This window comes from Virgibacillus flavescens, assembly GCF_050574275.1.
Taxonomy (GTDB): Bacteria; Bacillota; Bacilli; order Bacillales; family Amphibacillaceae; genus Virgibacillus_F; species Virgibacillus_F flavescens.
Genome location: NZ_CP192260.1, coordinates 1,863,483 through 1,888,405, shown reverse-complemented (window position 1 = coordinate 1,888,405; position 24,923 = coordinate 1,863,483). Strand labels below are relative to the sequence as shown.

Here is a 24,923-nt window from a genome sequence, read left to right as displayed (position 1 = left end):
GCTTTATTCACTGATCAGTTCAGTCAACTTATTTCGCACTAATTTATTGGATGCGTTGCGAGGCAATTCTTTTACAAAGTAAATCTTTCTTGGTACTTTATATTTCGCCAAGGATTTAGCTGCATCCGCTAATATGGCTTTCGCTGAGATAGTACTGTCGGAAACAATAAAGGCAATCGGAACTTGACCCCAAGTTGAATCTTCTATTCCAGTTACTCCCGCTTCATGGACGCCATTTATACTGGTCAGCACACTTTCAATTTCTGACGGGTAAATATTTTCTCCACCAGAAATTATTAAATCATTACGCCTATCAACTACATATAGAAATCCCTCGTCGTCTAACTTGCCTAAATCACCTGTTAAAAGCCAGCCATCTACAAACGAATTAGAATTAGCTTGGATATTCTTGTAATAACCTTTGGAAACCATTGGTCCTTTAACAACGATTTCTCCTACTCCTTCATCATTTGGATTGTTAATTCTGAGTTGTGCTGGGAATAGTGGCTTCCCTGCAGATCCAGATTTCCGAAGCGCATCACTAAGGCTAAGAGTCACTATCTGCGAGGATGTTTCTGTCATTCCATAAGATTGAAAAACAGGCAGTTGTTTTTCATTCGATATCTCAAGGGTCGATTCAGGCACAGGTCCACCACCTAAAAGCATACAGCGAAAGGTATCAGGGTACTTTTCTGCGTCAAGTTTATGTATTAACCTTTGAAGCATAACTGTAACAACAGAGGCAATTGTGACACCACGTTTCATAATGGCGTGTTGTACGGTATTTTCGTTAAATTTTTCTAAAAGCAGTACCGGCATACCATAAATCACACTTTTTAGCAGAATGGAGAAGCCGCCAATATGAAACAACGGCAACACGGCTAACCATTTATCTGTTGAATGAATTCCGAGATTAAGTGCTGAACCTGTAGCGCTCCACCAATGATTTCCATAAGTATGTACGACACCTTTCGGATTTCCAGTAGTTCCGGATGTGTACATGATGGTGAATGGATCATCCAAAGATAGCTCTGTTACTAATTCAACGATCATTTCCTGTTTTGAATTTACTTTTGAAAATGATAGCACGTCAGCATTTAACTCCATATCAAGCACGGTACTAACCAACTCATCGTCTGCTAAAATCAGGGACACATCAGCATCGTTCAACTGATAAATTATTTCCTGTTCTGCGAGCCGGATGTTTAGCATTACTGCCGTCGCACCTAGATAGCTCAAAGCATGGATTGCTATAACCATCTCCGGACAATTAGTGGAATAGATACCCACCTTGGATCCTCTATCCACACCTTGATTCACTAATTTTTTTGCGAAACTCTGACTTTTATTTTTCAGCTGTTCAAAAGTCAGGTAGTTTCCGTCTTCAAGTTCTAACGCCATGTCATTTGGAGCAAGACTAGCCTGTTTAGTTAGCCAATGCGGAATAACTTCAGCCATAACACTGTCCTCCAGTAAAATATTTGTTAGAAAACACAGTAGGTACATTAAGTTCTATTATGTATGTGTAAAAAAACCTTTGCTTATCAAAAGCAAAGGTTTTTTTACGAGAGACGCTGAACAGTCGCCTTCGCTTTTTCTTTTTGTCTAGCTGCGGTGACTAGGGACTAGCAGATAGTTGGTTCTGTTGAACGTACGGAAAGTTCGCCGTACTTTTCACAGTCCCATCTATCTGTACGTCCCTGAACAGTCGCCTCCGCTTTTCTTTTTGTCTAGCTGCGGCTCCTAGAAGCTGCCGTCATAAGCAATGAACACTTAGAACGCTAAAACCCATGCGTTCTTCGGTTCCTTGCTTATGCGTCCGCTTCTGAACAGTCGCCTCCGCTTTTCTTACTGTCTAGCTGCGTGAGCTAGCGACTCGAGACATAGTCAATTGACACTCCGCGCACGATAGACCCTGTGCTCTTCGGTCCCTTGACTATGCTTTTCGTCGCTGAGCAAGCTCACTCCGCTTTTCTTTTTATATCACGGGAAGCGTGGGAACTTTTTGAAGTCTGGTTTTCTTTTTTCCTTAAATGCATCGCGTCCTTCTTTCGCTTCATCAGTTGTATAGTAAAGAAGCGTTGCATCTCCACCCATTTGCTGAAGTCCAGCTAATCCATCTGTATCTGCATTGAAGGATGCTTTTAAGAAACGTAGAGCTGTTGGTGACTTTTCCAGAATTTCCTCACACCATTGCATTGTTTCTTCTTCTAACTTTTCAAGTGGAACAACTGTGTTTACCAGTCCCATATCCATTGCTTCATCCGCACTGTACTGACGGCACAGATACCAAATTTCCTTTGCACGCTTTTGACCAACTGTACGAGCTAGTAAGCCAGCACCATAACCAGCGTCAAAGCTTCCAACCTTTGGTCCAGTTTGACCGAAGACCGCATTGTCAGCTGCAATAGTAAGGTCACAAACTAAATGCAGAACATGTCCTCCGCCAATAGCGTAGCCTGATACCATTGCAATTACTGGTTTAGGAATAACACGGATTAATCGTTGCAAGTCCAATACATTCAGACGAGGTACATGGTCTTCTCCAACATAACCTCCATGTCCACGAACTGATTGGTCTCCGCCAGAACAAAATGCTTTATCTCCTGCTCCTGCCAAAACTACTACACCGATAGATGAATCGTCTCGTGCATCTGCAAAAGCGTCATACATCTCATTAACTGTAAGTGGTGTAAACGCGTTGTGCTTTTCAGGTCGGTTCATTGTCACTCTTGCTACACCGTCATACTTTTCATAGATAATTTCTTTATAATTTCCTATTCTTTCCCATTGGGTACTCATAATCTTCCTCCTCTTATGTAGTTTGATCTAATAAAAACTCACTTACTATCTTACCAAAAATTTCGGATTCTTCCACATGAATTGCATGTCCAGCATTTTTTACAATAACAAGATTGCTGTTAGGCAGCCGATTGCTCATTTGTTTATTTATATTTATAAACTTGTGATCCGCTTCGCCTGCCAGTAAAAGAACTGGACTTGTAAATGTTTCTAGCCTATCCCACCAGGAGGGCTGAACCCCTGTCCCCATGGACGTTAAGGACATTGCTAGCCCTTCTGCTTTTTGCGATAATCGTTCCTGTTTAATTTTCTGTCTTGTCGATAAAGGTAACTTTTTTTGCGTATCGAACAATGGAATGTTTTCCCAGAATTCCACAAAAGATTCTAACCCATCATTTTGCAATCGTTCTGAAAGACGCTTATCTTTCGCAGCTCTTTCATACGCATCATTTTCGTTTTCCAAACCGGGTGAGGCGCTTTCCAGAACTAGCATGTTAATTAATTCCGGGTACATCATTGCAAATGACAGGGCTGTTCGCCCGCCCATAGAATACCCAAGAAGATGGATTTTTTTATATCCTAACTGATCAATAATTTTTTTTAAATCGTGACAGCAGTCCTCCATAGACTTCGGTTCAGATACGCACGTCTTTCCATGACCTGGCAAATCAATTGCAATCACCTGAAAAGATGTATCTAATTGCGAAACGAAGGATGTCCAGGTATCTGTACTGCCAGTGAAACCGTGCAGGAGGATGATTGGGTCCCCTGCACCTGATTTCTCACACCAATACTTTGATTCCCCAACATTGATATGCGTATTAGTTTTATTCGTCATGTGTTAATTCCAATTCGATATTTTTCCATTGTTCACGGTGCCATTCCAGATTATGATTGCGATCCGTTTTCACTTCTATCACAGATAATCCTTCAAGCTGATAGCTAGCGAACAATTTATCTTCTAACTGATTTATATTTGTAACGACCTCATGTGTGCCCCCATACATATCAATTGCATGAGAAAAGTCTATACCATGAGGAGTTCCGAACAGTAACTCAAACTGCTCTTTGTTTTCCTGCTGAGGAAGGAAAGAAAATATTCCACCACCATCGTTATTGATCAATAAAATAGTTAAGTTAATCCTATAGTGCTTAGCTGCAAGCAATCCATTCATATCATGGAAAAAGGACAGATCTCCTAAAAGCAATGTCGTGGGTTGTCCGGATGCTGCTGCACCAAGGCCGCTTGATACCATTCCATCTATTCCGTTTGCTCCACGATTTGCTAATACAGCTAGCTTCTTCGGTGTGGTCATGAAAAATGTATCCAAGTCACGCACTGCCATGCTGTTTCCTACGTATAGTGTGCTTGCATCCGGAATCACTTCCATTAAGCATCTAACTGCTTCACCTTCCGTAATTGACCCAGCATTCTCTGTGTTAATCAAATGTTTTTTTGCTGTTAAATTCATCTCTTTCCATGTTTCAACCCATTGAGAATCAAACGTACTATGGAAATCAGCCGCTAACAGATCTTCACATAAAAGCTGGGCATCCGCATAAATAAATTCCGTCCTGTTGCCGGCAGGCTCCCGATACCCACTGTGTTCTTCGACAATGTATTGCTCAACATCTGCGTGTTCTTTCACATAAAAAAGATAGGGCTTTGACACTGGCATTGCTCCAAACCGGATAATAAAGTCAGGCTTCATTTTATTCCGAACAGACTCATTACGTAAAAGCGCATCATAGCCTTCGATTACTAAATCTTTGTGATGTTGACCTGCCCTTACTTGCGAAAGTGGATCTGCTAAAATTGGCAAATTCCACTTAGCAGCAAGTGATGTGACTGCCTCTGCAAAATCTTTATTAATTTGTGGACCACAAACAATGAGTCCGCGTTCTTTACTACTCAATTTTTCAAGCAAATTAGTAAGCTGGACATACTCCAGCCGATTTTTTCCGTTAAGAGTAGGTGAGTAACTTCCCTTACCTTCATTGCCCCATATATTTTCAAGAGTAAAATCAGGAATCAACGGTTCTCTGAATGGAAAGTTAAGGTGTACTGGACCAGCGTTGCCACTGCTAGCAATATGTATCGCCCGCGATGCTTTACTGCGGGCATAATCCAGCATCTTAGGCTCAGCTTCTGGCAACGCCATTTCATGGAACCATTTCACGTAGTCACCAAATAACTTCAGCTGATCAATCGACTGCGGCGCACCTACATCACGCAATTCATGTGGTCGATCAGCTGTTAATACAAGAATAGGTACTCTGCTGTAATGTGCTTCTACTATAGCTGGAAAATAATTTGCTGCAGCTGTGCCGGACGTACAAACAATGGCTACCGGTCGATTAAGCTGTTTCGCCATTCCCAGTGCAAAAAAAGCGGCAGAACGTTCATCGATTACTACCCATTGTTTCATATCCGGATGCTGCATGATCGTCATTGCAAGCGGTGTAGATCTTGAACCAGGCGAAATAACCGCTTCTGTTATTCCGCTTTGCACCAGTTCATCAACAAAACTAGCTGTGTATCTGGTAAGAGCTTCCGTATTACTCATTGTTTATCCCCCTAAAACAGTTAGCATAGGTTTCAACTTTATATTTGTCTCTTCATATTCTGCCTCAGGTTCAGAATCCTCTACCACACCGCACCCCGCGAACAATGAGGCGGTATCACCCTGGAGCAGTCCTGAACGAATCGCAACTGCAAATTCACTGTTATTATTGTGATCAATCCAGCCGACAGGAGCGCCGTACCAGCCTCTGTCCAACAATTCATTGTTCCGGATGAATTCCATGGATTCATGTCTTGGGACACCACCAAGCGCTGCAGTAGGATGAAGCTTTCCAATAATATCAAAAACACTTACATTACTTCTGACCTCTGCTGTTACCGGTGTATATAAATGCTGAAGATTTTTTAATGGATATACAGTTGGTACTTCTGGAATAACTATATCCGTACAATAAGGATTAATTGCCTCACTTATCATTTTAACTACAAAATCATGTTCGCTCCGGTTTTTATCATCATTTAATAGCTGATTAGCTAGTATATCATCCGCTTCAACTGTTTCACCTCTAGGAGCAGTTCCAGCCAAGCAGGCAGAATACAAGTGATCATTTTCTATTTTAACCAATCTTTCAGGTGTTGCTCCGACAAAACAGTCTCCGTTCCGCTCAAATGCAAAGACAAAGCTGTTAGTTTGTGTATTTAGTAAATCCTGCACTACTGCAGTTATATCGGCATTGCAGCTTAATTTTATCCGTATTTCTCTCGAAAGAACTATTTTCTCAATCACACTTGACTTAATTTCATTAGTAGCGTCCTTAACCGTTTGTTTCCACTTTTCTGGCGCTACATCTTGTTTATCTACAATCACAGCCTTAACAGGATCAGTGACAGGATTTTTTAAAAGAATATTAATAGTTTCATTAATATTTGTTAAAAGTTCACTAGCATTATCTTCATTTGAAACGTGAACATTTGTTGTCAGATAATGTTTTCCCTCGAAGTTAGAATATACATAGGTAGGAACGGTAAATTCACTTTCTGGGAAGTTTTCCCACAAAGCGGTTTTGGTATTGGATGGATCAAAAGTCATACCACCCATTATTACCAGGCCGGTCCCAGGCTTTTGGTATGGGTTATGGATAATCGCCTGTTCCCTTATCCTATTCCATTGCTGATCCGTTTCTTCAAAACGATTTTCTGTTGCCTCAATTCTATACGTCGTTCCAACACCTACCATCGTAAAGTCTTCAGCTGTGTTGGACCAAAATGTTCGATCCGCGTCCAATTGTTTTGCCGCATTAAAAAAGTGAAGCGGTTCAATTGGCAGTATTTCTTTCGTGATACTTACTAATTGACTATTATTTAATTTTTTTGCCTGATCTATAGCTTCACTAAAAATGGATTCGGTTATTTCAACCTTTGTCTCAATCATCTTCATAAACCTCCATTAAACGATACACTTATACATACATATCTTATTTTATTCTCTTTTTCCCTGTTTCTCAAGAAAAGAGTCATTAATTTACAAACAATTACTGCATGCAGAGAATAAAAGCTACTTCCAATTCTCTAATTTAGCAATTAATGTCGATTGACACCGCTTTGGGAATTGCCTAAACTTAAGTGGATATTGTACATAAATAGAGGAGAGAACAGCAAATGGAATCTACAAAACAAGCTTTACCTAATCAACCAGGTTTTCAAATTTGGTGGCGACTCTTGCGACCACATACATTAACAGCTTCATTTATTCCTGTTTTTGTCGGAACAATGCTTGCACTTAATGATAAATCCTTTCACTTTTTAGTATTCTTAGCAATGCTGATCGCTTCCATTCTTATACAGTCCGCTACAAACATATTTAATGAATACTTTGACTTTAAGCGGGGATTAGACAATGAAAATTCTGTAGGAATAGGAGGTACGATTGTCCGCGATGGGATTGCACCAAAAACAGTACTTCGACTTGGCTTCATTTTCTTCGTAGTTGCAGGACTGCTTGGAATTTATATTTGTACAACTTCAAGCTGGTGGATAGCTGTCATTGGATTAATATGTATGCTCTTTGGCTATTTATATACAGCTGGACCATTTCCAATTGCATATACACCATTCGGTGAGCTTTTTGCAGGTTTTTTTATGGGAACAGTTATTATAGGAATTAGTTATTACATCCAGACAATGCAAGTAACGGCAAGTGTGATCTGGATATCTATCCCAATCGCAATATTTATTGGATGTATACTGCTGGCTAATAATATCCGGGACCTTGATGGCGACAAATTAAACGGCCGTAAAACAATCGCAATTCTCTTAGGGCACAAAAATGCAATTATTTTTCTTGCTTCATTATTCATTGCTGCATATGGTTTTACGCTCTATTTCATCATTACAGGAATCCTGCCAGCCTGGTCAATCATTACATTTCTAAGTATCAAAATTGCAGTAGACGTAGTTAAGAAATTTAAGGGCAAATCAACACCTATCGAAATGATGCCTGCTATGGTCTTAACCGGAAAAACAAATACAATCTATGGCTTGCTATTAGGTATATCCTTACTTATTAATAAAATTTATTAAAGGAGGATTTTCAATGGAACTGAAAAATACAATGATGGAAACACTAGGTATTGAAGTACAGTCATCAGACAAAGAATTAGTAATCATGACTATGCCTGTAGATCACCGGACCAAACAGCCAATGGGTTTTCTTCATGGAGGAGCAAGCGTTGCATTAGCTGAGTCAGCTGCAAGCATCGGTGCCTACCTCAATGTGGACCCCGAATCTTTTAATGTTTTTGGAATCGAAATAAATGCAAATCACATAAAGAGCAAACGCAGTGGTATAGTGACCGCTAAAGCTACCCCTGTCCATATTGGAAAAACAACAATGGTCTGGGAAGTTCGAGTGGAAGATGAAAACGAAAAACTTATTTGTTTATCCAGGTGTACGATTGGGGTAGTACCTAAGTAAGGATAGGTATGATGATTGAAAGGAGTTTTAACAATGTTAAGTGATAAAAAGTTAGAGCACTTCAAGGGAAAACTACTCAATATGAAGCAGGATATGGAACAGCAATTAGACCAAAATAAGCAACAAGGTCCAAACGATGCTGTTGGAGAATTAGCAGACTATGACAATCACCCTGCCGATATGGGAACTGAACAATTCGAACAGGAACGTGATGCAGGATTACAACAGGTCAAATCCGACCGTTTACAGGATATTAACGATGCGTTAGAACGGATAGAGAATGGAACTTACGGTAAAAGCGAAGTATCAGGCAAGGAAATTCCAGAGGAACGGTTAGAAGCCGAGCCAACCGCTAAAATTCTAGTTGAAGAAGCATAAGTAAAAAAGCATATTATTTAAATCATAATCCGAACGTTCTTTCGATCTCGTTCGGATTTTTGCTATTTTAATAAAATTCTATCGACTTAGCCTCTCAAATATACGAATGCGAGGCAACTGAAAAAGTTTCATGTGGTAGTAAGTTTGTGGATCCACTTTCGCATCTTGAATATACGGAGACTCCTGCGGGAACAGCACGAGTCTGAAGGCCCCGCAGAGTGGATTTTCTCGAGGAGACTGAAGCCGTGCCCGCGGAAAGCGTAGTATATTCGAAGATGCGAGAATAGATACACTTAATCTGTTATAAATGTAACTTTTTCAGTGGCTTCGACTCAAGTCAGAGAAGTCCCAGCACTGGCCCGTGGAACAAGTATTAACGTTTTTTCATTCGGCGTTTGTATTCAAAGTGGGGACGCCACTGGCATCCCCACTACGAATAATTTTATATAACCTTAGCCAAATTTGCTCTCTTTTGCTCAATCCATCTCCGCAATTTAATAAACAATGGTACAAACAGCATCCCAACGATAATTCCTTTAATAATATTAAAAGGCAATATACCCGCATATACAGCAATCCATTTTGCCGTACTCTCCGCCATTTCAGGCACACCAATAAACCAAGCGTACAATGGAAGAATAATAAAATAGTTTAAGATACTCATACCTACCGCCATAATTATCGTTCCGGCAGCCAACCCTGATACAACGCTTTTTACACCCTTAAACTTATGGTAAAGCATAGACACTGGCACAATGAACAAAACACCAGCCAGGAAATTTGCAGCAACCCCAATTGGATCACCTGCGCCAGATACCACTAGATACAGCATATTCTTAATTGCTATTACGATTACCCCAGCCAGTGGTGAAAAGATTAACGCTGCGATGAGTGCCGGCACCTCACTAAAGTCAATTTTCAAATACGGAGGTAAAAATGGTAAAGGAAAGTTCAAGAAAAATAATAATAGCGAAATAGTACCAAGTAACGATAAAATAATTAATTTCAATAAATGTGATGATTTTTGCATGATTCATTCTCCTCCATCTGGATATCGATTCAAATCTTTTGATGAAGGATAAGCCTACTATGGATTAGCTGCTAAACTACAAATCCCCCGAAACCTACATAGGCTTCAGGGGATTAATTCACAGGAAAATAAAGGCGCACGTAGCACCCGAATTTCAGCTTCATAATCTTCTCCCATCCAGACTGTAACTGTCGGCTCTGGAATTTCACCAGATCCACCGCTCTGCCAAAGCATTGCGGGTCACGGACTTAGAACAACTGACGTTCATCACCGCCGGTCGGGAATTGCACCCTGCCCCGAAGATTGAATCGATATTTAATTGATATTCATATTATACAATTTTTGTGTCATTTTGAATAGTAATTTGCACATAAAGAAACACGGGAATGTACCCCGTGCTTCTTTAATAGACTATTAAGGTTACTCGATGTTGATAAACAATCTTCCTTCTGCCACTTTTCGAGTCTCATTTTCAAAATCATCAACCGCTTTGACTTCTATGACAGCCCCGTCAGCTTTTACGTTGCTGGTCGCTGTCCAATAACCAACATAGTGCCCTTCAGAAACCTCCATCATTGGAAGCTCGGTGGCATTAGCTACAGCGTTTGTTAGCGGCATATGGATAAAGAATGTAGCATTGAGCCCAGGCTCACTATCAAACTCGATTCGCACACTTTCGCCTGCCTCGATCGTTTTATCTTCAGTAGGTGTCAGGTTACTTATCACAGGTGCGTCGTATTTTACATCAACCTGTATACGTTTAACCTTTTTGTTTCCGGCTAAATCCTGTGCCACCACTTTAATTTTATTTCTGCCGTTATCCAGTAAAATTCGCTTGGAGTAGGTACCATCCTCAACAGTTGCCTTCTGACCATTCACTTTAACAAAATCTAAATTTGCATCCGTTACAGTACCCTCGACTGTGACAGTCTCGCGATTAGTTTTCCCTTCATCTTGAGGACTGTCTATCGTTAACTCAGGTGCTTGCGTGTCCAGGGTAACCTTAACTGGATCTGATTCACCTGTCGGATCCCCGTCTAGTAAAGATACTGCAGTTAGTTCGTTAACTCCTTCTTGCAGTTCTGCAGGTATAGAGAAACTGCCAGATTCTCCAACTTCTGAAGTTCCTACTTCTTCCCCGTTATTCTTTAACAGCACAGTCGTTGTAGGTGATGCTGTACCTTCAACCGTAATGTTAGGGTCGTTCGTAATTTCATTATCTGATGGTGAAGTAATAACAGGAGCGTCTACTTCATAACTCACGCGAGCTCGAATCATGTAGTTACCTTCGTCACTTGGGACCATTGACCAAGCTCCACCTACATATTGGTAGCTACGTTCTGCATTCTCACCATCTTCATCGGCAGCTAACCCTGGTCCGTTTGGATGAGGTTGCGTCTGGACATATACCATATAGAAATCACTTTCAACTGTTATGCCATGTTCACGTAAGTCTACCACAGTCCATTCACCGTTCCGCAGAGCTTCTGCATTAATTGGACCCGCGATTTTCTCACCAGGTTGTCCATCTGGTCCGGATGCATCCCATACCTCAACTGCAAACTCCGTCCCGCCTGGTTCTGGCCAATCTGTTCCCCAGAAACGGAATACTCCATCTGTTACAATTGCAGACTCTTTCCCTTCTGGTAAGGACATTTTCACAGCCCAGCCATTGCCTGTATCATAGAAGGAATGAGCATTTTCAGCTGTTCCATCATCATAGCCTATCTCACCACCAGGATACGTATAGAGTGGTTCCAATGCTACATTGACTTCTGCATTCCCTTCTTCAATTGAAACGTCTACTTCTTTTCCGATATAATCTCTCGCTAAAATTTTCAAGGTATACGTACCCTCATAGGCTTCTATAGAATAGTTACCATCAGCATCTGTTTCGACTGGGGCAACGTTTGCATCCTCTACAAGGATAACAGTTGCTCCTTCAATTGGATCACCAGTTTCTTCATCCGTAATGGTTCCTGTGATTGTATGCTGTTTAATTTCTTCTAATGTGAAATTTGCCTGCGCAACTTCATCTCTTTCAATCACAACAGATTGCTGTTCAGATGCAAAACCATATGCTTCTGCCTTAACTGTAAACTCACCAGCTGCATGGCTAAAGGAATAGGTTCCATCTTCAGGATTTGTATTTACTGTTCGTCCACTTTCCAATACAGATACTTGCGCACCTATTGGTAAAAGTGTAGGATTAATTGTGTCCTCTTCGACGGGAGGATTTTTTTTCATAGGTAGTTTCGGTTGAATTTTATCCGGATCTACCTTTTCTTTTTTTGCAGCTTTTTCAGCTTTTTTCATAACGCCTAGATTCGCTTTGTTTTTATCTTTATTTTTCTTATTTTTATCTTTCTTACTTACTATGGATGTATCCGTTAATGCTACGTCATCGATATAGATTCCTTGTTTTACAACAGTCGAATCTGACGTAAGATTAAAGCCAATATATATTCGTTGGCCACTGTAATCGGATAAATCAACTTCCGTATTTTCCCAGTCTGCAGTTGTCCCTTTCATCTCAAGCAGTTGCGTCCATTCTTCTTGATCTGTAGATACAAATACATGACCGTAATCATAATAACTTCCTGATTGGTACGATTCTAATTCATGCCATTTTTTAAACTGCAGGAACGTATCCTCTTCCGGAAGATCAATTGGTGGCATTACTAGCGTTGCATTTGTACTATTTTCATAGTTTCCATCTAGGTTTGTTGCATAAACTCTTTCCCCAGAAGTTGCATTTTCAGGGCCTGTTGTTGGAACTCCCACTTCCCAGCTGTTGTTTTCTCCGAAAGAGGTCCAACCATAAGGAGTTGATTCAAAGTCCTGCGAGTATCCAGAAGAAATTCCTGCTTCAACTGGGACAGTATATTCCTCGCTTCCTACTTCGTTATTGCCAAAATCATTTACGACCCATTTATAAACCAATGAGTCTTCTGCAACTTGCTCTCCTGAAATAGTTGCAGCGTACTCTCCTGATAAATAATCTCCCGATGTACGAGTTGCTTCAACTGTTTGCCAGTTTCCTGATAGATCTAGATAAAGCAAATTAACTTGAGAAACACTGATATTATCAGTTACAGATATGGTTAGATCTAAATCCATACCAGCGTACGTCATAGTTGGAGCAGTATGTTCCAGCACCGGTGCTTCTCTGTCCTCTCCTTCTTTCGTAACTTGTCCTTCTAACGTTCCAAGTCCACTCATAATAGAAGAAACAGCAGCGTAAGCATTAACTAAGCCATATCCAAAACCATTGTTAGGCGACTCTGGATATTCTTCATCAGTTAATGGGGTTGCTGAATTCAGTAATAGTTGTTCCATTTCATCTACAGTTAAACTCGCGTCTACTTGTCGCAGGAGAGCCGCTACTCCTGATACAGCTGGTCCAGCCATCGAAGTGCCATTCCAGCCTCCTTCATATTCGCCTCCAGGGACCGATGAACGGATATTTACACCCGGTGCTGAAATATCCGGTTTAACTTCATCATATGGTGATGGTCCTTCTAGTGAGAAGCTTGCCAGATTATCACCTATATCTGTTGCGCCTGTTGCAAATGATTCGGGGTAATTTGCTGGTGTTGCAATCGATCCAGGTCCGCCTGGATTAAATAGAGTAGTATTTCCAGCGGAAAACTCAGGGAAAATATTTGCTGCCCGCCAGTTTATGACAACATCTCTATACCACTCATCAAGACCTGCTCCGCCTCCCCATGAGTTATTAACCACATCAGGAGCCATGTCTACACGAGCATTACCTTCTGAATCAGTTGGAGCTAAAATCCATTCAGCTGCAGCCAGCAGGTCAGCATCAGTTCCACCACTGGCTGTGAATGCTTTTACCGAAATAAACTTAGCACCAGGAGCTACACCAATTTGATTGGATCCATCTGGCTCTCCTCCAACCATTGTACCTATGGTATGTGTACCGTGTCCTTGATCATCATACGGTTCAGATTCTCCTGCAGTAGCGTCAAACCAGTTGTAATCATGCTCAACTGTATCAGTTGCTGCATCGTAACCTCGGTAATTATCCTTTAGCGCAGGGTGGTCCCATTGAACACCAGTATCAATACTGGCTACAACAGTACCTGTACCGTCAATTCCAAGGTCCTCCCAGACTTGTGGTGCACCAACGCGTTCAACGTTCCATTCCACATTAGCAACGTCTGACTTTGGTGTAGCTGCACCTTTCGTTTTAGTAGCAAACAGTTGTCGGGTTTCATTTGGAAGGATCTTTTCTACCTCAGCAAAAGTCGCAATTTTCTGAGCAACTTCTTTCGTTGCAGTAACAGCCATTCCATTTACAACATAATACGAATGGATATTTGCTGCATTCCCTTTTTCAACCTGCTGCTCTAAATATTTTTTCACATTTCGTTGTGATGCAAGGGACGTCGCCTTTAATTCTGACAGAACTGCCGACCGTTGAATAAATTCTTGTTTTTTAGCCGTCATATCAGCAGACTTAGCTTTCTGTCTAGCCTCTTTGGCTATCTTTTTCGAATCAGCTTTTTCTTTAAATTTTACCAGAAATGTAACTTTTTCTTCTTTATTTAACTTTTCAAGTAACCGGTCACTCACTTTGTTCTTCTCGAAAGTTTGGGATTTATTTAGAGAACTGTACACTTTGCCATTCGTTTCAGCCATAGCAATCCCAGGCAATATCACGGAAATGATCATAAGGAACGATGCTACAATACTAAAAACTTTAACGTGACGCTGTTTCATTCTTCTCAATTTTGGTTCCTCCCTTCGATTTTCGAACCACGCACCTGCACTAATTGCCCTTATACTCACATGTATAAAGGCATAATAAAAACACCCCGTCGCCTCCTTTACTAATTGATTAGTGTAGGTCCCAGCTGTCAGTGGTGCCGTTTGTAATATTCTTGTTGTTAAAGTTACTATAATGTAAAACAAGTAAAATTAGTGTCACATTCTGTCGATTTTAAACTAGATTAAATAAAATGATAGATTAGTACCATTCCTCTATATTTCACTTCAGTTAATAAGCCTCACTACTTTTTCAATCGAATACAAATTTCGTTGCTGTTAAAGGAAAATAATTCCAGAGACTATTGTCATAGATAACAGAAATAGTTTTTATTTTTTAAAAAATAAGCATTTACACCTAAGCAAAATAACGATTATGTTAAAATTTCGCTTTTACTCACGATAAATCAGACCTTTTGTCAATCTTTATCCCATTAACCATAGACAATAGTCATATAAGATGTAAGCATTTAGTAAAAAAGCCCCAGCTCGAGTTTTATAAACTCAAACTGAGGCTCCACTATTCAGAAGTAATTTATATTTAGTCTTCCAATGGATTTAAGCTTTCCTTTCCATCCATGTTGGAAATCATTTGCACAAGTAATTCAATTTCTTCATCGATATCTGCAAAACTGGCTGTTTCAACTGGTGAATGCATATAGCGTAAAGGTAATGAAACAAGTGCTACCGGAACTCCACTGCCAGTTAAACGCATCTTATCAGCATCTGTTCCAGTCATTCTTGGTGTTAATTCATATTGCACGTCCATTTTTAAGTTTTTCGCAGTTTTTTCGAGTAACTTATTAATTTTGATATTAATTGGTGCACCCTTTGCTAGGACAGGTCCTCCATCCAAACGAATATCTCCATGTTTATTTTTATTCACTGCTGGATAATCGGTTGCAAACGTAACGTCACAAGCGATTGCCATCGTTGGTTTGATACCAGCTGCTGCAAAATATGCTCCGCCCATGTTAGTTTCTTCATTTACAGTGCTTGCAGCGTATACGCCAACTTTACAATCCATATTGGCAAGCCTTCTTATTACTTCGGCAACAATGAACGATCCTGTTCGGTTATCAAGACCACGTCCTGCCACATAACGATCCATCAAGATTTCGGGATCGGTTTTATAAACCGCCAAGTCTCCAATTTGCACGTATTCTGCCATTTCTTCTTTGGATTTACATCCGCAATCAATAAACAGATCCTCAAGTCCAAATTCATTTTTGAGTCCACCGTGATGCTGGGCATTTACACCGATAACACCAGTAAGTGTTTTGCCATAACCAAGAATGGTGACCTTCATACCTACAGCAGCTTTCGGATTAATCCCTCCCATTTTGTCAAAATGCAGGAATCCATTTTCGTCGATCCTGTTTACCACTAAGGCAATCTCATCACAATGACCGGCTAGTAAAATTTTAAAGGGAGCGTCGGGATTCAGCACGCCAATCGCATTTCCCGCGTTGTCCGTGCGGATCTCGTCTGAAAAATCCTTTACGTAATCGATCCATTTCTTCTGAATTTCCATCTCATTACTGGAAGGAGATGGTGTTTTAAGTAATTCCATTAAAAAATCTCTGTTTGCTTGTTCCATTAGTAATATTCCTCCCAAACGTTTATAAAAATGTATTATACTCTCATCATAGCAAAATTCTTAAGTAAGAGCACTTTTGTTTACGAATCCCCCCAAGTTAGGTAAAATTTTATTAACACTACTTTCGCACCTGTTGAATCATGGTCCATGCACTAAACGGCAGCACTTGAAAGATGGTCCATGACACAAATTACATATGTATCTATTCCTAGAACAAGCTGCTGATTTATTTGAAGTAACAGCTGGTTGTTTTCCGTTGCGGAACATCGCTTTCCGCGAGCACAGCTTCAGTCTCCTAGCCCCGGCAAGGGGTATGCCAACGTTGTCCGCAAAGGACGATTTTAGTTGGCCCTCCTCATTTAAACTGCGGGGCCTTCAGACTCGTGCTGTTCCTGCAGGAGTAAAAGGTCCTCCACTCCAAACAACTGCCATAATTATGGGGAATTCATGCTTTAATCCATAAAAAGATTTCTCTCATGAAACAACAGCAGTAGGGAAAAAATAGGTAGACTCCTCTGGGAAAGTTAAGTGGCTACTGAAAAAGTGGTAGATAATAAAGTTTTATCTTGTCACTCTTACTTAGCATCTTCGAATATACGAGACTCCTGCGGGAACAGCGCGAGCTGAAGATCTAAGCAGGAAAGCGGGCTTTGCTTATCCGAGGAAGCTGAAGCCGTGCCCGCGGAAAGCGAAGTATATTCGACGATGCGATTGTAGATCCACATACTTTGTTATAAGTCTAACTTTTTTCAGTAGCAAAGCAAGCCAAGAGCAACAACTTATTTTATGAAAGTTGTGTTACTAAGTAATTAATTCGAAGGAGCGTATTTCTAATGACATTAAATGAATGGTTTGAAAAAGGGTTATCACCTGACGAATATATTGAATCCATGACTAAACACAAAGATAGTCTTTTACATATTTATGATAATTTTTCAGTACCAGAAGATGCAGCGTTTGTTGACAAGATACATGAACAAAAACTTCGTGTAGTTGTGTTAACAGAGGATTGGTGTGGCGATGCAATGCTAAACGTACCCATTTTATTTCGATTAGCAGAACAAACCCAAATGGGAGTATCTTTGTTACCAAGAGACAGTAACCTTGAACTGATGGATCAGTACCTGACAAATGGAAAATCACGTTCTATTCCAATATTCATTTTCATTGATCAGAACGGTAAAGAAGTAGCTAAATGGGGACCTAGAGCAGAAAGTATTCAACAATTCCTTAATGACGCACGGTCTAACTTACCTGATGAGGACGCTCCAGATTACAAAGAAAAGCTGAATGAAATGCTTCTCTTCTTAACAAAATCATTTCGCGATAACACTGATTTTTGGGATGAAGTATACCAAAGTATTAAAAAAACAATCAACTAGCGTTTAAAAGGCATCCACGGCGGATGTCTTTTTTTGTGCAGAAGTGTCCATACTAGTTAAAAAACTCTATGTTAGTTAAGGGTGAAACCATGCGAATTGAACTGATTAAACAAATTTACTTCCGTTTTCCTATTGTCTTACGCTTGTTATTAAGTGTTTTTCTGCTAATGCTTGTTTTTGGTGCCGTCATTCATTTTGTTGAACCGAATGCATTTCCCACTTTTTTTGATGGAGTCTGGTGGGCATTTGTAACAGGTGCCACCGTTGGATACGGTGACTTGGTACCACAGACAGTACCCGGTAAAATAATAGGAATACTACTAATTTTATCTGGTGGTGGGTTAATTACGTTTTATATCACAACTGTTTCTGCAGCGACAATCAACCATGAAAACAAGTTATCAAAAGGTAAAGTTGCTTACAAAGGAAGTGGACACATAATTGTTGTCGGCTGGAATGAACGCACTAGTCAATTAATCGATACAATCACGTCCAGAGATAAACTGGCTGAAATAGTAATTATCGATGTTAGTCTAAAACACTTGCCCTACCAGCAAGTACCTGCTCATTTTATTCATGGTGATCCAAGTGAAGACGAAACCCTTCTGAATGCTGGTGTCACTGGCGCTAAATCCGTTTTAGTTACCGCCGATACATCAAAGAAGGAAAAGCTTGCAGACCACCATACTGTACTAACAACTGTTGCGATACGAGGGAATAATGTCTCTGTGCCAATTGTGGCTGAAGTGTTATCCAATAAACAATCCGAAAATGCGCTTCGTGCAGGTGCTTCGTCCATTATCCGACCTAATGAACTATTAAGCAGTTTGTTATATCATGAACTTATTTCTGCCAAAGCTAACAACCCTATTGAATTGTTAGCTAACTTATTAGAAAATCAGCAATTTATACATCGAACACTTCCTGAAGATCTAGGCAATAAATCGTTTTTGAGCGGAGTTGTGTATTTTTTGGAGGGACAACAACTCTTGCTTGGCGTTAAACGACATGACGTCTGGCAATTGAACCCATCTCCGGATTTCCTTTTGAAACCTGGAGATGCTGTAGTCACGATATCACCCCGGGATAAGTAATCTCTCCACTTTTTTTACTAGTTCCTTGCCAAAATCGATATACTCTTCAGGCATATCAGCATCAGGATTAGTAGGCGTTTGAAACTGATTAACTGCCCCGGATACTGCCCCTGTTTCCGCTTTTTCATCAATTCCTTTCTGGTACTCATGCGCAAGTAAAAATGGTTTATCAACACGGACTGTGACACCTGGATAATCGAGAGACCCAGCTACTGCATAGAAAGGTATTCGCAAATAATAGTACGCCTGTTTATTGTCAATCAAGTAGTCAAAGTATCCACTATCATAATCCCAGCTTGAACCAATTACAAAGCCTTCTGGTTTTAATAATTCTTCTAAAACATATAACGAGTAAACCGTATTTTCAATATCTGATTTTAATGGTACCATTTCAATCATCCCTTCTTTTTTTTGCTTGATTACATAATCTGTGATAGAATGTTATATTGTGTGAAAAGAATCGAAAAAGGTATAGGAGTTGTTCAGCATGACAGACAAGTTTGAAACAGGTCAGGTTATAGAAGGAAAAGTTACAGGAATTCAGCCATACGGTGCATTCGTCGCTTTGGATGATGAAACACAAGGATTAGTTCATATTTCTGAAGTTACGCATGGTTATGTTAAAGATATTAATGAACATTTAACAGTTGGCGATGACGTAAATGTTAAAGTATTGAACGTTGATTCCGAAAAAAATAAAGTATCATTATCTATCCGCGCAACTGAAGAAGCACCAAAGAAACAAGCAAAAGCACCAAGCAGCCAACCTGTGAAGCAGCAGCAACAGCAGCAGGATAGTGCGGCTGGTTTCAACACGCTTAAAGATAAATTAGAAGAATGGATTGGACAATCCGAAAAACGTGAAGAAACGTATAAGAATTAATTAACGAATGAAAAGGCCACTCTTCATTTTCACTACAAACAGTGAAAATGATTGAGTGAGCCTTTTTAATTTTTACTGAGATGTTAACACACAACCTAAGTTCCTGTTGTTCTCGCCTCTCTATCGCCTGCGAATGCTTCGTCTGGTTTAAACAGTATGGACAAAGAAATCAGCCCACTAATTCCTACGATTGCATAGATAACGCGGGCAATAGCTCCGCTTTGTTCACCGCCACCAAAAATGGAAGCAACTAAATCAAACTGGAATAATCCGATAAGTCCCCAATTTATTGCACCAATTATGGTTATAGCTAACGCTGCACGTTGAATTCCACTCATTATCTTCCCTCCTTATCATTCGACTCTCCCCTATTTTTTCCCCTTTATCAAAATATATGCATACTCATTCTTGATTTCACTAGTTGAGTTCGATAAAGTAAAATGGAAAGATTCCCTAGGAGGCAAAAAATGACACATATTAGTTTTTCATACCAAAAAGCAATCCCATTTTTACAGGAAAATGAAGTAAACCAAATGAATGAATTTATATCTGCTGCACATCATGCATTACATAATAAAACTGGAGCTGGCAACGATTACTTAGGCTGGCTAAACTTACCTGATTCATACGATCAAAAAGAATTTGATCGAATAAAAACTAGTGCTGAAAAAATTAAAAGTGATTCAGACGTATTACTCGTTATTGGTATAGGTGGTTCATACTTAGGAGCGCGTGCTGCAATTGAAATGTTAAACCATTCGTTTTCACATTTACTAAATGATCGCACGTTACCGCAGATTATTTTTGCTGGGCATCATATCAGTTCAACCTACATGCAGGAATTACTGGATGTACTGCAAGATAAGGATGTATCGATTAACATTATTTCCAAAAGTGGTACTACAACCGAACCTGCTATTGCCTTTCGTGTGTTCCGAAAGTTCTTAGAGGATAAATACGGTGTAACGGAGGCAAAAAAGAGAATTTATGCAACTACAGATAAAGAAAAAGGCGCGTTGAAAAAACTTGCAACAGAAGAAGGCTATGAAAGCTTTATTATTCCAGATGATGTAGGTGGCCGATACTCCGTATTAACTGCAGTTGGTTTGCTGCCGATTGCTGCAAGTGGAATTTCAATTGATCAAATGATGGATGGCGCTAAACAAGCAACAATTGATTTAGGTGCCGAATCAATCGAACAAAATTCGGCATACCAATACGCTGCAGTGCGCAATTGTTTGTACAATAAAGGGAAAACAATAGAAATGCTGGTTAATTATGAACCGCAGCTGCAATATTTCTCAGAGTGGTGGAAACAGTTATTTGGTGAAAGTGAAGGAAAGGATCAGAAAGGCATTTTCCCTACATCAGCTAATTTCACAACTGATTTGCACTCCTTAGGTCAATATGTGCAGGACGGTCGACGGGATTTATTTGAAACCGTTTTACACGTTAATTCTTCTAAAAAAGAAATGAAGGTACAAAGCGACGAACAAAACTTAGACGGTCTAAATTATCTAACTGGAAAAACGCTGCATGAAATAAATGATAAAGCTTATCAAGGAACTATGATTGCCCATACGGATGGCGGAGTTCCAAACCTGGTGATCGAATTACCATCACTTGATGCTTATACGTTTGGTTATTTAGTTTACTTTTTTGAAAAAGCTTGCGCCATCAGTGGGTATTTACTCGGTGTTAATCCATTCGATCAGCCCGGTGTCGAAGCTTACAAGAAGAATATGTTTGCACTACTAGGAAAAGCTGGATATGAAGATGAAAAAGAAAAGCTTGAAAAACGTCTCTAATTTTTTTAGTTAATAAATTTATAATGAGAAACTTGTCAAAATATGTTTATATACTATTTATAAGGGTAATACTAATAGTGTAAGACTTTCTCGTATTCCCCCTGTGAGCAAGGCGTTTAGCGCTTTGCTTTTTTTTGTAGATTTTTATTTGTATAATTAATAAAAAGGGAGGCTATATATTTGATGAATTTTACAGATGTACATAACCGTAAACAAACCCGTTCGGTTAAATGGGATATTTTAAGCAGCGTTTTCCAATCCGATGATGTACTTCCAATGTGGGTTGCTGATATGGATTTCAAGACACCACAGCCTGTCATTGATGCTTTAAAAGAGCGAGCAGAACACGGAATATTTGGCTACACAATTGTAGATACCGATGTGGAAAATTCAATAGCTGACTGGCAAAAGAGACGACACAGCTGGCAAATAGATACCAGCTGGCTCACGTTCAGTCCAGGAGTTGTTGCAAGTTTGCACATCGCAATTCAAACTTTTACTGAACCAAAAGATAAAGTGCTCATTCAGACTCCTGTATATACGCCTTTTTATCATGTAATTGAAAAGCATGATCGTGAAGTCGTAAAAAATACATTGAAATATAAAGATAACGCGTATCAGATAGACTTTGAAGATTTTGAAGAAAAGCTAAAAAGTGGCGTGAAAGCATTTGTTTTATGTTCTCCTCATAATCCGGTGGGAAGAGTCTGGAGTAAAGAAGAATTACAAAAGATGGCGGACTTATGTATAACTTACAATGTGCTAATCATAAGTGATGAGATTCACGGTGATTTGACTTTCCCTGGCAGTAAGCATATACCTATCGCGTCATTATCAAATGAAATCAGTCAACAAACCATCACGTTTATGTCACCATCCAAAACATTTAATTTAGCAGGATTACAAGCATCTTATGCTATAACAGAAGATAAGAACATGCGAATAAAGTTTAAAGAGCAAATGGGAAACCAGGGTCATCATATTCTTAATACAATGGGCATCATCGCTATGGAAACTGCTTATAATCATGGAGATGAGTGGCTCGAGGAACTCCGAAACGTATTACAGGAGAACCGTAATTATGTTGCTGAAATGTTTAGTCAACATACAAATGAGTTAAAAGTTATTGATATGGAAGGCACGTACCTGGTTTGGATAGACTGCAGTGGACTGAACTTAGATGATAAATCTTTAAAAACATTTATGATTGAAAAGGCAAAAGTTGGACTCAATGCTGGTATTGAATACGGCGAAGAAGGAAAGCAATTTATGCGTATGAATATCGCATGTCCAAGAGAAACACTTAAAGAAGGTGTAGAACGCATTATTAACGCCGTTAATGCTTAAAAAATTCCATACCTAACCGATTGCTCATTTTAAATGCAGAATGCGCAGTCGGTTACTTTTTTTCTTCTTCATTTTCTGTAGGGTCACTTGATTTATCCTTAGCTTCTGCCTTTGACATTATCTTACCGCACACTAAGCGTTCACCAGAATCTCCACTAGGCTGGCTAATTCCGTCATCCACACCACTATGGATAATGAGCGATTTGCCTCCACCTTTCAATAAGGATGTTTTTCCTTCCAAAAGTGTTGCTTCCGCTAACATTAATTCTACATCGACAATTCCTTCGTCATCTGCTTCAACATTAGGCAGATCCCCAGTATGCGGCCCATCCGTAATCAGCAAACCATGGTCCTTGCCCTCCGGATTAAAATGACTCCCAGCACTTTTAAAATCAGGTCCTTCGCATTTCGGAAATTCATGTACATGAATTCCATGCAACCCAGGAGATAACCCCTCTACTTTCAATTTAATAGAGACTCCACCAGGTTCTTCATTGAAAGTAGCTGTTCCGACTTTATCACTAGCTGCGTTGTACATATCAACCTCTAAAGTGGTTCGTGCATTACTCTGACAGCCTATTAGCGCGAGTGAAAAGAGTACAATCAGCAAATAACGCATTTTTTTTGCCTCCTATTGGCGTTTTTATATTAGTATCCACCAACAATCAGCAACTTAAACAAAAAAACTGTTAAGCTATGGCAGGCTAAACAGTTTTTTTAATTCTAACGCTTATTTTTCTTCATCACTTGGTTTGTTTAAATTATACTTTTCATTGACGCTCTGTTCTTCTTTCTTGGAATGCTTATAAAATAAATACATCGTAATAGCTGCACCTACCATGAAAATAAATAATGTGATCACTGCAGGTATATATTCCGTCTTATCCTCAGGAAAATAAAGAAACTCCATCATAGGTACTCACGCCTTTCGACATCATTATACCAAATTCGGGTTTACCCTTAAACCTTAAGTAGTGAAGTTTTTACTTATACCAGCATTTGCTCTAATGCTTTATACGTATAACTCAATTATCACATAATAAAATTAGGTGATTCTCCCAGCAACAATTGAATATCTCGCAATCCATTTTCATAGTGACGCAAAATCACTATACTGTGAGGTAGTTGCCCTCCAGAGTCATCCCTAGGAAACTGAAAAAGTTACATGAAGTACAAATAAAAGGATCTACCCACCGCAACTTCGAATATACTCCGCTTTCCGCGGGCGAGTGGTGAGCCTCCTCGGACTGCCGTCCTTCGGGGTCTCACCGATCTCTTACTTCCCACAGGAGTCTCCGTATATTCGAAGTAGCTAAGTTAAGTTGAACTTGTAATTTTAAAATCAACCACTTTTTCAGTGACCTTCATCGTACTCAGGGTGATCTTACCTTAACCTAGCATCATCGAATTCACGAGACTCCTGCGGGAACAGCACGAGTCTGAAGGCCCCGCTTCGTTAAGTTTCTCGAGGAGACTGAAGCCGTGCCCTAAGGTGCGCGAAGTGAATTCTAAGATGCGATTGCAGATCCACTTATTTCGTATTTCCATGTTACTTTTTCAGTAATCAAAGACAGTGCAAAAAAATAGTATGTTACGTCGCATTTTCCATCAATGCGACAAATGAACTTATAGCATGTAAAAATTTCAAGCGGGCTGGGCGTTGGAGCTAGACAGACAAACATAAATACTTTATACATTCTTATCTTTTTAGAAAATTTGGCTTATCGCAAAACTTTAATGGCTAAAGTTTTAGTTGTACTTATGCAGTAAGAACGGATTTATACTTTCTTACCTGCTTAAAACGCCTTATTCCAAACCGTTCGTTTGGCGGTTTTAAACTAAATGAAGTAAGATAGATGCATAATCAATTAGTTTGGAGGTATTACATTTATGCCAGATAAAGAAGTTGGACAAATAGTTCGTGCTCATTATAAATCAGGTACATATATTGGCGAAATAACAGAAGATCGCGGTGACCGTTTTCTCATCACCGTATTGGCTGTTCAAAAGCATCCAATGCAGGGTGATCTGCATAACCCGGGTCAAGTGGAAGACGTATTTTTTCATGAACGAAAAGCATTAGCATACAAAGAAAAAGTGAACGTAGCAAAACCAGCTGTTCACCCCTATGAAGACGAAGTACCTGATTATGCACCGTCTCGTCAAAACGCCGTGAATAAACTGAAAGAAAAATTAGCATATAAAGACTCAGACTTTAACAAAAAAGCGTTAAAAACATTAGAAGAACTGGAAAAACAATATCAGTAACATAACCCAAAAAACGATCATGCTTGAAATTGCATGATCGTT

At 39.7% G+C, this 24,923-nt stretch carries 21 protein-coding genes and 1 riboswitch; of the genes, 9 read left to right on the top strand and 12 right to left on the bottom strand.

Annotated elements, in window-relative coordinates:
* Positions 1 to 3: 3 nt before the first annotated feature.
* The 5 genes from VBD025_RS08965 to VBD025_RS08945 form a co-directional block, all read right to left on the bottom strand.
* Positions 4 to 1,458 (bottom strand): o-succinylbenzoate--CoA ligase, encoded by a 1,455-nt coding sequence (locus tag VBD025_RS08965; RefSeq protein ID WP_430784635.1) that lies wholly within the window; start codon positions 1,456 to 1,458, stop codon positions 4 to 6.
* A 525-nt stretch (positions 1,459 to 1,983) separates the two neighbouring features.
* On the bottom strand, positions 1,984 to 2,802 hold the full coding sequence (gene menB, locus VBD025_RS08960) for a 1,4-dihydroxy-2-naphthoyl-CoA synthase (protein WP_430784633.1): 819 nt from the start codon (positions 2,800 to 2,802) through the stop codon (positions 1,984 to 1,986).
* Between the two features lie 13 nt (positions 2,803 to 2,815).
* The gene (gene menH, locus VBD025_RS08955; RefSeq protein ID WP_430784631.1) at positions 2,816 to 3,640 is read right to left on the bottom strand and encodes a 2-succinyl-6-hydroxy-2,4-cyclohexadiene-1-carboxylate synthase; all 825 of its coding nucleotides are present in this window, start codon (positions 3,638 to 3,640) and stop codon (positions 2,816 to 2,818) included.
* A complete protein-coding gene (menD, locus tag VBD025_RS08950) occupies positions 3,630 to 5,369 on the bottom strand; it encodes a 2-succinyl-5-enolpyruvyl-6-hydroxy-3-cyclohexene-1-carboxylic-acid synthase (RefSeq protein ID WP_430784629.1) in 1,740 nt (579 codons plus the stop codon). The genes menH and menD overlap by 11 nt, the downstream gene beginning before the upstream one ends.
* Before the next feature lie 3 nt (positions 5,370 to 5,372).
* Positions 5,373 to 6,758, bottom strand: coding sequence for an isochorismate synthase (locus VBD025_RS08945; RefSeq protein ID WP_430784627.1), 1,386 nt, complete (start codon positions 6,756 to 6,758; stop codon positions 5,373 to 5,375).
* Between the two features lie 227 nt (positions 6,759 to 6,985).
* Here VBD025_RS08945 and VBD025_RS08940 point away from each other — a divergent pair, with 227 nt between their 5' ends.
* From VBD025_RS08940 to VBD025_RS08930, 3 genes are read left to right on the top strand one after another with little or no spacing between them, the layout of a single operon-like run.
* Entirely contained in the window at positions 6,986 to 7,906 is a 921-nt protein-coding gene (locus VBD025_RS08940) for a 1,4-dihydroxy-2-naphthoate polyprenyltransferase (RefSeq protein WP_430784625.1), read from the top strand.
* Between the two features lie 13 nt (positions 7,907 to 7,919).
* Complete coding sequence (locus tag VBD025_RS08935) at positions 7,920 to 8,300, top strand: hotdog fold thioesterase (RefSeq protein ID WP_430784623.1); 381 nt, start codon at positions 7,920 to 7,922, stop codon at positions 8,298 to 8,300.
* A gap of 33 nt (positions 8,301 to 8,333) precedes the next feature.
* Positions 8,334 to 8,678 carry a hypothetical protein gene (locus VBD025_RS08930; RefSeq protein ID WP_430784621.1) on the top strand — a complete coding sequence of 115 codons (345 nt, stop codon included), beginning with the start codon at positions 8,334 to 8,336 and terminating at the stop codon, positions 8,676 to 8,678.
* Between the two features lie 442 nt (positions 8,679 to 9,120).
* On the opposite strand, the gene VBD025_RS08925 is transcribed toward VBD025_RS08930, so the two are convergent.
* The 3 genes from VBD025_RS08925 to VBD025_RS08915 all read right to left on the bottom strand — a co-directional run bounded on the left by VBD025_RS08925 (position 9,121) and on the right by VBD025_RS08915 (position 16,099).
* Positions 9,121 to 9,708, bottom strand: a complete 588-nt coding sequence (locus VBD025_RS08925) for an ECF transporter S component (RefSeq protein WP_430784619.1) — start codon at positions 9,706 to 9,708, stop codon at positions 9,121 to 9,123.
* Positions 9,709 to 9,869: 161 nt separating this feature from the next.
* A riboswitch (FMN riboswitch) is annotated at positions 9,870 to 10,016 on the bottom strand.
* A 112-nt stretch (positions 10,017 to 10,128) separates the two neighbouring features.
* Positions 10,129 to 14,454, bottom strand: a complete 4,326-nt coding sequence (locus tag VBD025_RS08920) for a S8 family serine peptidase (RefSeq protein WP_430791328.1) — start codon at positions 14,452 to 14,454, stop codon at positions 10,129 to 10,131.
* A 586-nt stretch (positions 14,455 to 15,040) separates the two neighbouring features.
* Positions 15,041 to 16,099: a M20/M25/M40 family metallo-hydrolase gene (locus VBD025_RS08915; protein WP_430784617.1), complete on the bottom strand. Its 1,059-nt coding sequence runs from the start codon at positions 16,097 to 16,099 to the stop codon at positions 15,041 to 15,043.
* An 833-nt stretch (positions 16,100 to 16,932) separates the two neighbouring features.
* Between VBD025_RS08915 and VBD025_RS08910 the strand changes: the two genes are divergently transcribed.
* Positions 16,933 to 17,481, top strand: coding sequence for a thioredoxin family protein (locus tag VBD025_RS08910; RefSeq protein ID WP_430784615.1), 549 nt, complete (start codon positions 16,933 to 16,935; stop codon positions 17,479 to 17,481).
* Between the two features lie 89 nt (positions 17,482 to 17,570).
* The gene (locus VBD025_RS08905) at positions 17,571 to 18,575 is read left to right on the top strand and encodes a potassium channel family protein (protein ID WP_430784613.1); all 1,005 of its coding nucleotides are present in this window, start codon (positions 17,571 to 17,573) and stop codon (positions 18,573 to 18,575) included.
* Here the strand turns inward: VBD025_RS08905 and VBD025_RS08900 are convergent.
* Positions 18,558 to 18,965, bottom strand: coding sequence for a YugN family protein (locus VBD025_RS08900; RefSeq protein WP_430784611.1), 408 nt, complete (start codon positions 18,963 to 18,965; stop codon positions 18,558 to 18,560). The genes VBD025_RS08905 and VBD025_RS08900 overlap by 18 nt on opposite strands.
* A 97-nt stretch (positions 18,966 to 19,062) precedes the next feature.
* Here VBD025_RS08900 and yugI point away from each other — a divergent pair, with 97 nt between their 5' ends.
* A complete protein-coding gene (yugI, locus tag VBD025_RS08895; protein WP_430784609.1) occupies positions 19,063 to 19,458 on the top strand; it encodes a S1 domain-containing post-transcriptional regulator GSP13 in 396 nt (131 codons plus the stop codon).
* Positions 19,459 to 19,553: 95 nt separating this feature from the next.
* Here the strand turns inward: yugI and VBD025_RS08890 are convergent, their stop codons facing one another.
* The gene (locus tag VBD025_RS08890; RefSeq protein WP_430784607.1) at positions 19,554 to 19,796 is read right to left on the bottom strand and encodes a DUF378 domain-containing protein; all 243 of its coding nucleotides are present in this window, start codon (positions 19,794 to 19,796) and stop codon (positions 19,554 to 19,556) included.
* Positions 19,797 to 19,925: 129 nt separating this feature from the next.
* Between VBD025_RS08890 and VBD025_RS08885 the strand changes: the two genes are divergently transcribed.
* Complete coding sequence (locus VBD025_RS08885; RefSeq protein ID WP_430784605.1) at positions 19,926 to 21,266, top strand: glucose-6-phosphate isomerase; 1,341 nt, start codon at positions 19,926 to 19,928, stop codon at positions 21,264 to 21,266.
* 180 nt (positions 21,267 to 21,446) lie between these two features.
* Complete coding sequence (locus VBD025_RS08880) at positions 21,447 to 22,613, top strand: MalY/PatB family protein (RefSeq protein ID WP_430784603.1); 1,167 nt, start codon at positions 21,447 to 21,449, stop codon at positions 22,611 to 22,613.
* A gap of 52 nt (positions 22,614 to 22,665) precedes the next feature.
* Here VBD025_RS08880 and VBD025_RS08875 read toward each other — a convergent pair whose 3' ends face one another.
* Positions 22,666 to 23,232, bottom strand: a complete 567-nt coding sequence (locus tag VBD025_RS08875) for a superoxide dismutase family protein (protein WP_430784601.1) — start codon at positions 23,230 to 23,232, stop codon at positions 22,666 to 22,668.
* 111 nt (positions 23,233 to 23,343) lie between these two features.
* Complete coding sequence (locus VBD025_RS08870) at positions 23,344 to 23,526, bottom strand: hypothetical protein (protein WP_430784599.1); 183 nt, start codon at positions 23,524 to 23,526, stop codon at positions 23,344 to 23,346.
* Positions 23,527 to 24,503: 977 nt separating this feature from the next.
* Here VBD025_RS08870 and VBD025_RS08865 point away from each other — a divergent pair.
* Positions 24,504 to 24,881, top strand: coding sequence for a kinase-associated lipoprotein B (locus VBD025_RS08865; protein ID WP_430784597.1), 378 nt, complete (start codon positions 24,504 to 24,506; stop codon positions 24,879 to 24,881).
* The last annotated feature ends 42 nt before the right edge of the window (positions 24,882 to 24,923 follow it).

Excerpts from the sequence above, each read along its gene's own strand:
- VBD025_RS08965 (WP_430784635.1), bottom strand. The coding sequence starts at position 1,458 with ATGGCTGAAGTTATTCCGCATTGGCTAACTAAACAGGCTAGTCTTGCT.
- menB (WP_430784633.1), bottom strand. The coding sequence starts at position 2,802 with ATGAGTACCCAATGGGAAAGAATAGGAAATTATAAAGAAATTATCTAT.
- menH (WP_430784631.1), bottom strand. The coding sequence starts at position 3,640 with ATGACGAATAAAACTAATACGCATATCAATGTTGGGGAATCAAAGTAT.
- menD (WP_430784629.1), bottom strand. The coding sequence starts at position 5,369 with ATGAGTAATACGGAAGCTCTTACCAGATACACAGCTAGTTTTGTTGAT.
- VBD025_RS08945 (WP_430784627.1), bottom strand. The coding sequence starts at position 6,758 with ATGATTGAGACAAAGGTTGAAATAACCGAATCCATTTTTAGTGAAGCT.
- VBD025_RS08940 (WP_430784625.1), top strand. The coding sequence starts at position 6,986 with ATGGAATCTACAAAACAAGCTTTACCTAATCAACCAGGTTTTCAAATT.
- VBD025_RS08935 (WP_430784623.1), top strand. The coding sequence starts at position 7,920 with ATGGAACTGAAAAATACAATGATGGAAACACTAGGTATTGAAGTACAG.
- VBD025_RS08930 (WP_430784621.1), top strand. The coding sequence starts at position 8,334 with ATGTTAAGTGATAAAAAGTTAGAGCACTTCAAGGGAAAACTACTCAAT.
- VBD025_RS08925 (WP_430784619.1), bottom strand. The coding sequence starts at position 9,708 with ATGCAAAAATCATCACATTTATTGAAATTAATTATTTTATCGTTACTT.
- VBD025_RS08920 (WP_430791328.1), bottom strand. The coding sequence starts at position 14,454 with ATGAAACAGCGTCACGTTAAAGTTTTTAGTATTGTAGCATCGTTCCTT.
- VBD025_RS08915 (WP_430784617.1), bottom strand. The coding sequence starts at position 16,099 with ATGGAACAAGCAAACAGAGATTTTTTAATGGAATTACTTAAAACACCA.
- VBD025_RS08910 (WP_430784615.1), top strand. The coding sequence starts at position 16,933 with ATGACATTAAATGAATGGTTTGAAAAAGGGTTATCACCTGACGAATAT.
- VBD025_RS08905 (WP_430784613.1), top strand. The coding sequence starts at position 17,571 with ATGCGAATTGAACTGATTAAACAAATTTACTTCCGTTTTCCTATTGTC.
- VBD025_RS08900 (WP_430784611.1), bottom strand. The coding sequence starts at position 18,965 with ATGGTACCATTAAAATCAGATATTGAAAATACGGTTTACTCGTTATAT.
- yugI (WP_430784609.1), top strand. The coding sequence starts at position 19,063 with ATGACAGACAAGTTTGAAACAGGTCAGGTTATAGAAGGAAAAGTTACA.
- VBD025_RS08890 (WP_430784607.1), bottom strand. The coding sequence starts at position 19,796 with ATGAGTGGAATTCAACGTGCAGCGTTAGCTATAACCATAATTGGTGCA.
- VBD025_RS08885 (WP_430784605.1), top strand. The coding sequence starts at position 19,926 with ATGACACATATTAGTTTTTCATACCAAAAAGCAATCCCATTTTTACAG.
- VBD025_RS08875 (WP_430784601.1), bottom strand. The coding sequence starts at position 23,232 with ATGCGTTATTTGCTGATTGTACTCTTTTCACTCGCGCTAATAGGCTGT.
- VBD025_RS08870 (WP_430784599.1), bottom strand. The coding sequence starts at position 23,526 with ATGATGGAGTTTCTTTATTTTCCTGAGGATAAGACGGAATATATACCT.
- VBD025_RS08865 (WP_430784597.1), top strand. The coding sequence starts at position 24,504 with ATGCCAGATAAAGAAGTTGGACAAATAGTTCGTGCTCATTATAAATCA.